A 13,679-nucleotide genomic window follows, 5' to 3' on the forward strand; every position below is an offset into this window, starting at 1 on the left:
CACGCTCGTTCAATTTATCGCCAGGCGGGGTTTCCCCTGGCAAGCGGCGTCAGCGGACAGTCCTTTTCGTCTTCGAGCGCGGAAGGCAGCACGTGGTTGCGGAAAATGTCGCGCAGCTTGAGCTTCTGCAGCTTGCCGGTCGCCGTGTGCGGCAATTCGTCAACGAAGGCGACGTCGTCGGGAATCCACCATTTGGCGACCTTGCCGTCGTAGAAGGCGAGCAGCTCCTCGCGCGTGACCTCGAAACCGGGGCGTTTGACGACCACCAGCAGCGGCCGCTCAGTCCATTTCGGATGCGCGCACGCAATGCACGCGGCTTCGGCCACCGCCGGATGCGCGATCGCCACGTTCTCCACGTCGATCGAACTGATCCATTCGCCGCCGGACTTGATCACGTCTTTCGAGCGGTCGGTGATATGCAGAAAACTGTCGCGGTCGATGGTGGCGACGTCGCCGGTGGGAAACCAGCCGTCCACGAGCGGCGAATCGTCCTTGCGGAAATAGCGGTCGATCACCCACGGTCCGCGCACATGCAGATCGCCGAACGCCACGCCGTCCCAAGGCAGTTCGCGGCCATCCTCGCCGACGATTTTCATGTCCACGCCATAGAGCACGTGCCCCTGCTTTTCGAGCAACGCGCGCTGTTCTTCGAGCGGACGCTGGCTTTGTTCCCACGTCAGTTTGGACAGCGTGCCGAGCGGCGACATTTCGGTCATGCCCCACGCGTGGATCACCTGCACGCCGTAGTCGTCCTCGAAGGTGCGCAGCATGGCCGGCGGACAGGCCGAACCGCCGATCACCGTGCGATTGAGCGACGAAAACCGCACTTTCGCCTCGCGCAGATAGTTGAGCAGTCCAAGCCACACGGTCGGCACGCCGGCCGAATACGTGACGCGTTCGCTCTCCATCAATTCGTACAGCGACCTGCCGTCGAGATCCTTGCCGGGGAACACGAGCTTCGCGCCGGTCAGCGGCGCGGCGTGCGGAATGCCCCATGCGTTCACATGAAACATCGGCACGACGGGCAGCACGCAGTCGCGCGCGGAGAGACTCATGGCGTCGGGCAGTGAAGCGCCGAACGCATGCAGCACCGTCGAGCGATGCGAATACAGCGCGCCCTTCGGATTGCCGGTCGTGCCGGATGTGTAGCACAGGTACGAGGCTTGCCGTTCGTCGAGCGGCGGCCAGTCGTAGTTGCCGTCCTGCGCGGTGACAAGCGTTTCGTAGCTGAGCGTGGACGTTTGCATGGTGGGCAGATGCGCTTCGTCGGCTAGCGCGATCCAGCCGCGCACCTTCGGGCATTGCGGCGCGAGGACATCGACGAGCGGCGCGAACGTGGTGTCGAACAGCACGTAGGCGTCGTCGGCGTGGTTGATGATGTAAGCGATCTGATCGGGAAAGAGGCGCGGATTGATCGTATGGCAGACGGCGCCGAAGCCGGTCGTGCCGTAATACGCTTCCAGATGGCGATAGCCGTTCCACGCAAGCGTCGCGACCCGTTCGCCGGGTTCGACGCCGAGTGCGATCAGCGCTTGCGCGAGCTGCTTCGCGCGCTTCTCGCAATCGCGATAGGTATAGCGATGCAGGTCGCCTTCGATACGCCGCGACACGATTTCGGTGCTGCCGAAATGCCGCGCGGCGTGTGCGAGCAACGAAGGCACGGTGAGCGGCACGTCCATCATCTGGCCAAGCAGCGGCGTCGTCATAAAGAGTGGTCTCCTCGGCTCGATCGTTTCAATTGGTTTTGCAGCTCGGGGGGCGCGCCTCGTCGCGCCTTCGGCGAAAAGCGCAAAGCCGGCAAACGATCTGGACAGGATCGGTACGGGACAGACGTACGGCCGGCCAGCAGCTCCGCGGGCGCGGACTTACAATATCGGTTAATCCAGAGGCGCTCAACATGTCGTTTTCCCCAAGCATTGCAGGGTTATCCGGGCCTTTGTCGGCTCTTTCCGATGCGCTCACCACGTTGCACGAGAGCGCGTTCGCGCGGCTCGGCAGCGTGTTTCTGACGCGTCTGCCAGCGGCGCCGCTCAATGCGCCATACCTCGTAGGGTTCTCCGCCGAAACCGCCGCGCTGCTCGGTTTAGAGCCGGGCCTCGAGAATGATCGGGGCTTTGCCGAACTGTTCTCCGGCAACCTCACGCGCGAGTGGCCGGCCGAGGCGCTGCCTTATGCGTCGGTCTATTCCGGGCACCAGTTCGGCGTGTGGGCCGGCCAGCTCGGCGATGGCCGCGCGCTCGGTCTCGGCGAAGTCGAACATAACGGCCGGCGCTTCGAGCTGCAGCTCAAAGGCGCGGGGCGCACGCCCTATTCGCGCATGGGCGATGGCCGCGCGGTGTTGCGTTCGTCGATCCGCGAGTTTCTGTGCTCGGAGGCGATGCATCACCTCGGCATTCCGACCACGCGCGCGCTGTGCGTGATCGGCTCGGATCAGCCGGTGCGGCGCGAAACCGTCGAAACGGCCGCCGTGGTCACGCGCGTGGCGCCGAGCTTCGTGCGCTTCGGCCACTTCGAGCACTTCTATTCGAACGATCGCACCGACGCGCTGCGCGCGCTCGCCGATCATGTGATCGAGCGTTTCTATCCGCATTGCCGCGAAGCCGACGATCCGTATCTCGCGCTGCTCAACGAAGCGGTCATCTCGACCGCTGATCTGATGGTCGACTGGCAGGCGGTCGGCTTCTGCCACGGCGTGATGAACACCGACAACATGTCGATCCTCGGCCTCACCATCGATTACGGTCCGTTCGGTTTCATGGACGGCTTCGACGCCGGCTACATCTGCAATCACTCCGATTCGCAAGGCCGTTACGCGTACAAGATGCAGCCGCAGATCGCCTACTGGAACCTCTTCTGCCTCGCGCAAGGGCTGCTGCCGCTGCTGGGCGAACAGCACGAGGAAAGCGTGCGCGGCGACAAGGCGATCGAAGACGCGCAACGCGTGCTCGGCGGTTTCAAGGACCGCTTTGCCCCGGCGCTCGAACGGCGCATGCACGCCAAGCTCGGCCTCGAAATCGAACGCGACGGCGACGACGCGCTGGTGAACCGTCTGTTCGAAGTGATGCACGCGAATCGTGCAGACTTCACGCTGACCTTCCGCAATCTCGCTCGCGTGTCGAAGCACGACGCAAGCGCCGACGCGTCAGTGCGCGATCTGTTTCTCGACCGCGCCGCGTTCGACGCCTGGGCGAACGACTACCGCGCGCGGCTGTCCGAAGAAACACGCGACGACGCCGCGCGCGCCATTGCAATGAACCGTGTGAACCCCAAATTCGTACTTCGCAATCATCTGGCGGAAACGGCGATCCGCCGCGCGAAAGAGAAGGATTTTTCCGAAGTGGAACGACTGGCGGCCATTCTGCGCCGTCCGTTCGACGAACAGCCCGAGCACGAAGCGTATGCCGGGCTGCCGCCGGACTGGGCGAGCTCGCTGGAAGTGAGCTGCTCGTCGTGACGCGCCGAGTGACTTCTGTTTGCGCGTAGTGACAGTGATGTAACGAGCCGAATCCACCCGACCGTCCAGCCGCCCCCAAAACAAGCCCGAGACAGGAACCGACCATGAACAAACCCGACGAACTCAAGACCGACGCCCCCGCCGTGCAGAAAGACGACGCCGAGTGGCGCAAGCAGCTCTCCGACATCGAATATCAGGTGACGCGCCACGCCGCCACCGAGCGCCCGTTCACGGGCCGCTACCACGATCACTGGGACCGCGGCATCTATGACTGCGTCTGTTGCGGCACGCCGCTGTTCGAATCGGACACCAAGTTCGACGCCGGTTGCGGCTGGCCGAGCTACTTCAAGCCGATCGACGGCGAAGTGATCAAGGAGAAAACCGACCGCTCGCACGGCATGCTGCGCATCGAGGTGGAATGCAAGAACTGCGGCGCGCATCTGGGCCACGTGTTCGAAGACGGACCCGCGCCGACCGGCCTGCGGTACTGCATCAATTCAGCTGCGTTACAATTCGAGCCCAAGTAACGCAGCGCAGAGTCCGGCGCGTTGCCGGCCGGCGTCTGCGTCCATTCAGGCGCGCGCCGGCCGCGACACCCTTCATCCTGCTTGCGAACCGTTTCACCTGCTTCGCACCGCGCCCCTATTCTCCGACTCTTTCTCCGATTCCCCGACCAGATAATGAAATTCCTGTTCGATCTGTTCCCGATCATCCTGTTCTTCGTCGCCTTCAAGATCTGGGGCATTTTCACGGCGACGGCAGTGGCGATCGTCGCCACGCTGGTGCAGATCGCGTGGGTGGCCTTCCGCCACCGCAAGGTCGATCCGATGCTGTGGGTGAGCCTCGGCGTCGTCACCGTGTTCGGCGGCGCGACGCTCGTGCTGCACAACGACACCTTCATCAAATGGAAGCCAACCGTGCTGTACTGGGCGTTCTCAGTGGCGCTGATCGTCTCGCAACTGGCGTTCAACAAGAACCTGATCGAAGCGATGATGGGCAAGCAGATCACGCTGCCGCACGCGATCTGGGGCAAGCTGAATGTCGTCTGGGCGATCTTTTTCGTGCTGCTCGGGCTGGTCAACCTGTTCGTCGCGTACAACTACACGACCGACCAGTGGGTCAATTTCAAGCTGTTCGGCGCCACCGGTTGCCTGGTGGTGTTTATCGTCGGACAGAGTTTGTGGTTGTCGAAGTATATGAAGGAAGAATGACATGACCAGCGACGCCGATGTATTCATGCACGCCACCACCGCCGAGCGCGCCGCGCTGATCGAAGCGCGCCTCACCGCCGCTCTCGCGCCGGTCGCTTCGATCCAGATCACCGACGACAGCGCACAGCACGCCGGTCACGCCGGCGCCTCCGCCGGCGGTCATTTCAGTGTCACGATCGTGGCTGCCGCATTCGCCGGCAAGGCCCGCGTGGCGCGGCATCGCATGGTGTATGATGCGCTGGCCGATGCCATGCAGCGCGGCATTCACGCCCTTGCCATCACGGCGTATACGCCCGAAGAATTCGCTTTGTTGCCCCGCTAGGAAAATTTTCGATGACCTTGAAGAAAACCCGCCTTTGGGTATTGCTGGCTGCATTTGCAGCCGCACCTGCATTCGCACAGAACATCGCCGTTGTGAACGGCACGCCGATTCCCAAAGCACGCGCCGATGCGCTGATCGACCAACTGGTTCATCAAGGCCAGCAAAACACGCCGCAATTGCAGACCGCCGTGCGCGAAGAGCTGGTGAATCGCGAGATCCTGATGCAGGAAGCGCTGCGCCGCGGCCTGCCGAATCGTCCGGACATCAAGGCGCAAATCGCCGTGGCACAGCAAACCGTCGTGTTGCGCGCGCTGATCGAAGACTTCGTGAAGAACAACACGCCGAGCGACGCCGAAGTCACCGCGCGTTACAACGCGCTGATCAAGGACGCGGGCGGCAAGGAATATCACCTGCACCACATCCTCGTGGACAACGAACAGCAGGCCAAAGACCTGATCGCGAAGATCAAGGCCGGCGCAAGCTTCGAGGATCTGGCCAAGCAATTCTCGAAGGACCCGGGATCGGGCAAGAACGGCGGCGACCTGGACTGGTCGGACCCAAAGGCCTACGTGCCTGAATTCGCGGACGCGGCCACGCATCTACAGAAAGGCCAGATGACCGACACGCCGGTGCATACGCAATTCGGCTGGCACATCATCCGTGTCGACGACGTGCGCAACATCACGCCGCCGCCTCTGGAGCAAGTGCGCCCGCAGATCGTGCAGCAGATCCAGCAGGAAAAGCTGCAGGCTTTCGAGGAAGGTTTGCGCAAGAACGCGAAGATTCAGTAAGCCGAGTTCGATTCTGCTTAAGGCGCTGTTCAGTCAATGACTGAACAGCGCCTTTTTCATTGGGATTGACTGTTGACCGGTCGGACGAAATCGCCCGCAATCACTTATGCAACGCGCGGCTCATCTCCGCGAGCGGCATCGCGACGATCGAATCGAGCAGGCGGACTTCGCCGGCATTCGGCTGCGCGATTTCGTCGACGCTGCGCCGGGTTTGCGCCACGCGGGCGTCGAGCATGGCCAGCATCTCATCCAGCAATCTTTCCGAACCCCTCGGCGAAAGACGAAGCGCTTCGCCGAACGCAAGCATGTTCTTTCTGTTGATCTGCGCGAACTGAGTGGCCTCTCCGACAGGCATGGTCAGGTCGCAATGCGGCCAACGGTCCCGCTGCTGCGGCTGATAGGTCGGCGTGTGGTAGACGACCGTGCTCACCAGATCGTAGAACGGCGCCAGCCTGTAACCGCGAGCGGTGACGAAGAACGAGAGGTTTTTCAGGTGTGAGTCGGCATTGCCGATGAGCACATTGAAGATCGCCCACCGGAAAACATCGAGACGCGCCACGGCCCGCGTGCTCGTTTTCTCGATCGCATCCCTGAGCACCTGCGCGGTCGCGTTCTGATATTTGAAGCTGCGGTCGTAGTTCAACAATTGCATGGCGTCGACGGTATGCAGCCACCGTGCCGGCTCACTGCTCGTGTCACGGTCGAAGCGATCGATCACGTAACAGGCCGAAGGCACGCGCAAAAAATGCGTGGGCGGTACGCGCACACCCATTGCACGCGCGAGTTGCATGCAGAAAAACTCGTTGATCGCCGAATGCGGATAGCCCGTGCTGCGCATGTCGGGCTTGAGAAGATGCATGGATGGCTCGCTGCCCACGGGCTCCAGCAGCTCGTAGTCCGGCGCGTTGCCTCGCAAGGTCAGCAACAGCTTCTGTTGGGCGCCCGCCGCGGACATGCGTTTGGGCGCCGTGGCGGTGAGCGCATGCTGCGGCATCGCCTGAATGCGTGCCTCCAGATTCGCTTGCGACAACGGCTGCAATCCGCCAGGCGCCTCCTGTTCGCCCTCGGCGAGCAGCGTCAAGGCGCCAGCCGATTCGCGGCCGTAATAGGCGAGCAGACCCCACGCGTCGCTCGCATCGACCTTGGCCTCACGAGCGAGCGCACTGCGCATTTCCTCTTCAGGCAACAGGTTGTCGAAGAACCATTGCACCGGCCGCTGGCTGGAGCCGTCGACGAAAGGCTCGGCTAGCAGTGGGAAAGCGGGTGAAAGCGCAAACGCGTCCTCACGAGCCAGCCAGTCCTGGGCGTAGGCAAATGACCAGACACCGCTGTCATCGCTCACGACGCCCACGCGCCGGCCATTCGCATAGGCGACTAGCGTTCTAGCGGCCATGGGAACTCCGGCGGCGATGGGATGCCCTGGTGGAGACGTCTGCTGGAATGTCGACGGAAACCTCGGCGCGCAGGGTGATGCCCAGTTCGCTGAGGAGATGCAGCACCTTGCCGATCTGCGCCGTTGGCTTACCTGCCTCGATGTGCGTGATGAACTTGGGAGACAGGCCGGTAGCGGTAGCGACGTCGTCGCGCGTCAACCCCTGCGCAAGCCTGGACGCCCGCACGAGATCGCCTAACTCCGTCATGTTGCTGATGAAAACGTTGGACTCCATCACTCGCCCCTGTGTACGTTCGTACCCGCTCGGGAACATTATGCCATGAGACCACAGTCCAGAGCGGGATTCGTACCCGAGCGGGTACGAATCGGCATTCCAAACGTCAATGGGGACGTTTCGTACCCGATCGGGTACGAAAGATAGACAAATCGGGGAATATGAGCGTTGACGTACCCGAGCGGATACGAACGAGATATGTTCAGTCTGGGAGTTGCCGCGCAGGCGGACCGATGCGCTCGCCATCCGCCGTCGATCTCGCACAACCGCGCGGCCGCGGCACCCGCAAGCTGGCGCGTAGCACTACGCGCCAGCCCGTCTCACCTCATCACCCCAACCAGCGGCGCGCGTTCTGGAACACGCGCAGCCACGGGCTTGCGTCCGTGGCGCCTTCGCCCCAGCCTTCCGGATGCCAGCTCATCTGAACCGCGCGATGCACGCGCTCGGTATGCGGCATCAGGACCGTGAAGCGGCCGTCCGGCGTCGTCACCGACGTGATGCCGTTCGGCGATCCGTTCGGGTTGAACGGATACTGCTCGGTCGCCTGACCACGGTGATCGACATAGCGCATCGCCACCGCGACCTTCGACGCATCGCCTTGCTGCGAAAAGTCCGCGTAGCCTTCGCCGTGCGCGATCGCCACCGGAATGCGCGAGCCTTCCATGCCGTTGAAGAAGAGCGACGGCGAAGCCTGCACTTCAACCAGCGAGAAGCGCGCTTCGAACTTCTCCGACTTGTTGCGCGTGAACTTCGGCCACGCTTCGGCGCCCGGAATCATCGAAGCGAGGCTGCTCATCATCTGGCAGCCGTTGCAGATGCCGAGCGCGAACGTATCTTCGCGGCCGAAGAACGCAGCGAACATGTCGGCCAGTTGCGCGTTGAAGCGGATCGCCTTCGCCCAGCCTTCACCGGCACCCAGCGTGTCGCCGTACGAGAAGCCGCCGCACGCCACCGCGCCGGCGAAGTCCGCCAGATTGGCGCGGCCGGCCAGCAGATCGCTCATGTGCACGTCGTGCGCGTCGAAGCCGGCGCGGTCGAATGCATAAGCCGTTTCGAGATGCGAATTGACGCCCTGCTCACGCAGGATCGCCACGCGCGGACGCGCGCTCCTGCCGATGAACGGCGCGGCGACGTCTTCGGCCGGATCGAACGTGAGGATCGGTGAAATGCCGGGATCGGCCGCATCGGAAAGCGCGTCGTATTCGGCGTCGGCGCAAGCGGGGTTGTCGCGCAGACGCGCGATACGCCAGCTCACTTCGCTCCACGTGCGATGCAGTTCCGTGCGCGGCGCGTCGTAAATCTTCTTGGCGTCGCGATAGATTTCGATCGTGTCGCGCTCGTTGATCTTGCCGATCACATGCGAGCACGCCGACAGCCCATGTTCGCGCAACGCTGCGAGCACCGCGTCGCGCTCGGAAGCGCGCACCTGAACGACGGCGCCGAGTTCTTCATTGAAGAGCGCGCGGATCGTACGGTCTTCACGGCGGCCGCTGGTCTGCCTGGCCCAGTCTTTGGCGTCGCCGTAATCGGATTCATGGTTCGGATCGAGCACCAGCATGTCGACGTTCAGCGACACGCCCACGTGGCCCGCGAACGCCATTTCGCACACCGTCGCCCACAGGCCGCCGTCCGAGCGGTCATGGTAGGCGAGCAGCTTGCCGTCCTGGTTCAGCGCCTGGATCGCGGCGAAGAAACGCTTGAGGTCTTCGGGATCATCCACGTCCGGCACCGTGTCGCCGACCTGCTGCGTGACCTGCGCGAGGATACTGCCGCCCAAACGATGCTTGCCGCGGCCGAGATCGATCGCGATCAGCACGGACTCGCCCACGTCGCTGGCGCGGCGCAGTTGCGGCGTGAGGTGGCGGCGCACGTCCTGAACCGGCGCGAACGCCGAGATGATCAGCGAGACCGGCGCGACGACTTCTTTCGCGACGCCGCGGTCTTCCCACTTGGTGCGCATGGACAGCGAATCCTTGCCGACCGGAATGCTGATGCCGAGCGCCGGGCACAACTCCATGCCGATCGCCTTGACCGTGTCGTAGAGCGCGGCGTCTTCGCCCGCTGCGCCGCATGCGGCCATCCAGTTTGCCGACAGCTTGAGCTTGTCGAGCGACGCGATCGGCGCCGCGGCGATGTTGGTCACCGCCTCGCCGACCGCCATGCGGCCCGACGCCGGCGCGTCGATGACTGCCAAAGGCGTGCGCTCGGCCATCGTCATGGCTTCGCCGGTGAATCCCGCGTAGTCCATGGTGGTAATCGCGACGTCGGCCACCGGCACTTGCCACGGGCCGACCATCTGATCGCGCGCGGTCGTGCCGCCCACCGAGCGGTCGCCGATCGTGATCAGGAACGACTTGCTCGCCACCGTGGGATGACGCAGCACGCTAGTCGCGACATCCGCCAGCGCGATGCCGGTCACATCCACCGGTTCCAGCTTCCGCTCGACGCGTTTGACGTCGCGATGCATGCGCGGCGCCTTGCCGAGCAGCACTTCCATCGGCATGTCGACCGGCTGGTGCGCGGTGTCGCCGTTCAGTTCGGAATCGATCAGCTTGAGCTGACGCTCGGCGGTAGCCGTACCGATCACCGCGAACGGGCAGCGCTCGCGCTCGCACATGGCGGCGAAAGCCGGCAGATCGGCCGGCGCGATGGCCAGCACGTAGCGTTCTTGCGCTTCGTTCGACCAGATTTCGCGCGGCGACAGACCACTCTCTTCCAATTGGATCTTGCGCAGATCGAAGCGCGCGCCCTTGCCGGCGCCGTCGACCACTTCCGGGAAGGCGTTCGACAGACCGCCCGCGCCCACGTCGTGAATGCTCAGAATCGGATTCTTCTCGCCAAGCTGCCAGCACGCATTGATGACTTCCTGCGCGCGACGCTCGATTTCCGGATTGCCACGCTGGACCGAGTCGAAGTCGAGTTCAGCGGTATTGGTGCCCGTCGCCATGGAGCTCGCGGCGCCGCCGCCCATGCCGATGCGCATGCCCGGACCACCGATCTGGATCAGCAGCGACCCTTCCGGCAGATCGTGCTTATGCGTGTGCTGGTCCGAGATATTGCCGATCCCGCCGGCGATCATGATCGGCTTGTGATAGCCGCGCACGAGGCCCGCGACGTTCTGCTCGTAAGCGCGGAAATAGCCGCCCAGATTGGGCCGGCCGAATTCGTTGTTGAACGCGGCGCCGCCGAGCGGGCCGTCGATCATGATCTGCAGCGGCGAGGCGATGCGGTCGGGCCGGCCGTACGCTTCGTGCTTGTCGTCCGGATTGCGGAGCGCGAGCGGTTGCGCGGCGTCGCGCGCGTTTTCCCATGCCTCGACGCCATCCGGCAGTTCCAGGTTCGACACCGTGAAGCCCGCCAGACCCGCCTTGGGACGCGCGCCGCGGCCGGTTGCGCCTTCGTCGCGAATTTCACCGCCCGCGCCGGTCGCGGCGCCCGGGAACGGCGAGATCGCGGTCGGGTGATTGTGCGTTTCCACCTTCATCAAGGTGTGCGTGAGTTCGTTGCTGCGGCGGTAGTGCTCCGGCAGCTCACTCGCGCCCAGATCGGCCGGCGTGCGCGGGAACCAGCGCTCGGCCATGCCGCCTGCCATGATCGCCGAGTTGTCCGAATACGCGACGATCGTGCCCTGCGGATTCAGCTTCTCGGTGTTGCGGATCATGTTGAAAAGCGAGATGTCCTGCTTCTCGCCGTCGATGGTCCAGTCCGCGTTGAAAATCTTGTGGCGGCAGTGTTCGCTGTTGGCTTGCGCGAACATCATCAGTTCGACATCGGTCGGGTTGCGGCCGAGCTTCGTGAAGGCGTCGACCAGGTAGTCGATTTCGTCGTCGGCGAGCGCGAGGCCCAGTTCCGTGTTCGCCGTTTCCAGCGCGCCGCGGCCGTTGCTCAATACGTCGACGGTTTGCAGCGGCTTGGCCGGCAGTTCGTCGAACAGATGCAGCGCGTGGTCGCGCGAGCTCGACACGCTTTCGGTCATGCGGTCGTGCAAGGCTGCCGCGACGGCCGCGCGGGCTTCGTCGGAGAGCGCCTTCTTGCCGCCCAGCAGGCCGCTTTTCAGCGTCACCGTGTACTCGACGCCGCGTTCGATGCGGCGCACCTGCGTGAGGCCGCACAGATGCGCGATATCCGTTGCCTTGCTGGCCCACGGCGACACCGTGCCGAAACGCGGCACCACGAGAAAAGTCTCGGCCGTGCCGCGCTCTTTGTTTTCTTCGAGCGGATCGCCGTAGTGCATCAGCGCTTCGATCTTCGCGTTGTCTTCAGCGGAGAGCGGCGTCTGCGCGTTGACGAAGTGCAGATATTGCCCGCGCACGCCGGTGATGTTCGGATCGATGCGCGTAAGCGTTTCGAGCAGGCGGGTTTGACGGAAATCGGAAAGGGCCGAAGCGCCGGGGAAACACGAGAAGTGGGCCATGGACTTGACGTTGCGTCGCTAATGATGCCGATGAGTGATGCCGATGAGTCGCGCGTGAAGGCGACGTGAGGCGCAAAGGAAGTCCGGGATTATACCCCGGGAACAGGCTTCCAGCGGGCTTGGCGGTGCGGCTTCGGGCGGGTTTCGAGATAGTTACGGGCGGGTTCGGCGTGCGTTTTGCGTGAGTTTCGCGTGAGTTCCGGGCACGTTTCGGCCAGGCTCGGGTTCGCCCGCGGCGCGCACGGCGGCGGCGCTCAGGCAGTGCGCCCACGTGGCCGCGGCAGTGCGCCCGCGTGGCCGCGCCGCCGGTTTGACTGCTATCATTCGCCCTTTCATCAGATCGGCGCGAGCGGCCTGAGAGGCCGGCAGCGCGCCGCATGTCACGCTCAACGGGCCAGCGCCGCTTCGGCGTCCCGTCGGCAAATCGAATCAGAACATGGATGTCATCGTCATCGGCGGCGGGATTGCGGGCGTCGCCACCGCTTATCAACTGCGCGCGGCCGGCCACCGGGTATGCGTCGTCGAGCGCCACGCCACGGTCGCGCAAGGCGCGACCTATGGACACGGCGGCACCGTCCTGCCGACCCCGCTCGACGTCTGGTTCGGCCCGACTTTCATGGCCAGCCGTCAAAACGCCAAAAACGGCGTCGTCAACAAGGCCGGCTTCAACGGATCGGCGCGCCAGTTCGTCAAACAGCTCGCCGAGTTGCAGGAACCCAATGCGTTCGGCCATCAATATGGACTGCTGCGACCGCTGATCGAGCTGTCGCGCGACACCATGGCGGACATGGAGGCGCGCTTCGGCCTCGAGTTCGAACAGACCAGCGGCCTGCTCTATCTGGTGCGCTCCGAACAGGAATGGGAGCAGCTGCGGCCCGCGCGCGGCCTGCTGCAGCTTTTCGAAGTGCCGCACCACGAGCTGACCCCTGAACAATGCGCCGCGTTCGAGCACTCCGTGCGTACCGAGCCGGAATTCGCGGGCGGCGTGCTGTTTGACCAGGAACGCACGGGCAACGCCCCGCTCTTCGCCAAACTGATCAAGCAGACGCTGGATACGCAAGGCGGCGTGCAATTCATGCTGGGCTGCGAAGTCTCGTCGATCCGTCTGGACGGCCAGCGCGCCTCGGTGGAGCTGGCGCCGCAGCCGGGCGCGACCTCCCGTTCGCGCGAAGTCGATGTGATCCACGCCGATGCGGTGGTCGTGGCCGCCGGCCATGGCAGCCTGCCGCTGCTCGACCGGCTCGGCCTGCGCTTGCCGCTGCATCCGCTGCGCCTGCACACGCTGGTCGCGCCGATCGCGCATGAGGAATGCGCGCCGCACGTCGCCATCGTGGACGCGGTGAAGCGGATCGCGATCAGCCGGATGAACCATCGCTTGCGGATTGCGGGCGGCGCGGTCCTGCAAAGCGCCGGCCAGATCGACAAGCCGTTGGGCGAAGCCGTGACGAAAGAAGCCCTCGCGCTGCTCGGCCAGGCCACGCACGACTGGATTCCGGGCGCCGCGCGAATCTCGGTGGCTTTGCCGTGGGAAGGCGTCAAACTGCTGTCGCCGGACGGCTTGCCGGTGATCGGCAACGCACTGCATCCGCGTCTTTTCGTCAACGTGGGCCACGGCCCGGCCGGCTGGGGTCTCGCCTGCGGCTCGGGCAAACTGGTGGCGGACCTGATTTCGGGCGGCACGCCGGACGTTCCCGTGGACACACTGGCCGCGCTGCGCCCGGACCGGTTCAGGTAAATCTCGCCGGCCCGCGCACGAGCGGGCCGCACGAGGCGCCCGCCGCGCGCTCATCGGCACTACCATAGCGATTCCCCAAGCTTTT

General features: G+C 64.2%; 10 protein-coding genes. 6 read left to right on the forward strand and 4 right to left on the reverse strand.

Annotated elements, in window-relative coordinates:
- Positions 1 to 14 precede the first annotated feature (14 nt).
- Positions 15 to 1,706, reverse strand: coding sequence for a 3-(methylthio)propionyl-CoA ligase (locus PQR54_RS16975; RefSeq protein WP_408247606.1), 1,692 nt, complete (start codon positions 1,704 to 1,706; stop codon positions 15 to 17).
- 191 nt (positions 1,707 to 1,897) lie between these two features.
- Between PQR54_RS16975 and PQR54_RS16980 the strand changes: the two genes are divergently transcribed.
- The 5 genes from PQR54_RS16980 (at position 1,898) to PQR54_RS17000 (ending at position 5,778) form a co-directional block, all read left to right on the forward strand.
- Complete coding sequence (locus PQR54_RS16980; protein WP_408247608.1) at positions 1,898 to 3,454, forward strand: protein adenylyltransferase SelO; 1,557 nt, start codon at positions 1,898 to 1,900, stop codon at positions 3,452 to 3,454.
- 104 nt (positions 3,455 to 3,558) lie between these two features.
- Positions 3,559 to 3,981, forward strand: a complete 423-nt coding sequence (msrB, locus tag PQR54_RS16985) for a peptide-methionine (R)-S-oxide reductase MsrB (RefSeq protein ID WP_012432931.1) — start codon at positions 3,559 to 3,561, stop codon at positions 3,979 to 3,981.
- Positions 3,982 to 4,134: 153 nt separating this feature from the next.
- Entirely contained in the window at positions 4,135 to 4,665 is a 531-nt protein-coding gene (locus tag PQR54_RS16990; RefSeq protein ID WP_091794362.1) for a septation protein A, read from the forward strand.
- A 1-nt stretch (position 4,666) separates the two neighbouring features.
- Positions 4,667 to 4,987 carry a BolA family protein gene (locus PQR54_RS16995; protein ID WP_408247610.1) on the forward strand — a complete coding sequence of 107 codons (321 nt, stop codon included), beginning with the start codon at positions 4,667 to 4,669 and terminating at the stop codon, positions 4,985 to 4,987.
- 11 nt (positions 4,988 to 4,998) lie between these two features.
- Positions 4,999 to 5,778 carry a peptidylprolyl isomerase gene (locus PQR54_RS17000; protein ID WP_012432928.1) on the forward strand — a complete coding sequence of 260 codons (780 nt, stop codon included), beginning with the start codon at positions 4,999 to 5,001 and terminating at the stop codon, positions 5,776 to 5,778.
- A 100-nt stretch (positions 5,779 to 5,878) separates the two neighbouring features.
- On the opposite strand, the gene PQR54_RS17005 is transcribed toward PQR54_RS17000, so the two are convergent.
- From PQR54_RS17005 to purL, 3 genes are all read right to left on the reverse strand, one after another.
- On the reverse strand, positions 5,879 to 7,171 hold the full coding sequence (locus tag PQR54_RS17005) for a HipA domain-containing protein (RefSeq protein WP_408247612.1): 1,293 nt from the start codon (positions 7,169 to 7,171) through the stop codon (positions 5,879 to 5,881).
- Positions 7,161 to 7,445 carry a helix-turn-helix domain-containing protein gene (locus PQR54_RS17010; protein ID WP_408247614.1) on the reverse strand — a complete coding sequence of 95 codons (285 nt, stop codon included), beginning with the start codon at positions 7,443 to 7,445 and terminating at the stop codon, positions 7,161 to 7,163. The genes PQR54_RS17005 and PQR54_RS17010 overlap by 11 nt, the downstream gene beginning before the upstream one ends.
- Positions 7,446 to 7,773: 328 nt before the next feature.
- On the reverse strand, positions 7,774 to 11,859 hold the full coding sequence (gene purL / locus PQR54_RS17015; protein WP_408247616.1) for a phosphoribosylformylglycinamidine synthase: 4,086 nt from the start codon (positions 11,857 to 11,859) through the stop codon (positions 7,774 to 7,776).
- Between the two features lie 436 nt (positions 11,860 to 12,295).
- Between purL and PQR54_RS17020 the strand changes: the two genes are divergently transcribed.
- Positions 12,296 to 13,594 carry an FAD-dependent oxidoreductase gene (locus PQR54_RS17020; protein ID WP_408247618.1) on the forward strand — a complete coding sequence of 433 codons (1,299 nt, stop codon included), beginning with the start codon at positions 12,296 to 12,298 and terminating at the stop codon, positions 13,592 to 13,594.
- The last annotated feature ends 85 nt before the right edge of the window (positions 13,595 to 13,679 follow it).

The sequence above is a fragment of the Paraburkholderia phytofirmans genome, assembly GCF_046028095.1.
Classification (GTDB): Bacteria; Pseudomonadota; Gammaproteobacteria; order Burkholderiales; family Burkholderiaceae; genus Paraburkholderia; species Paraburkholderia phytofirmans_A.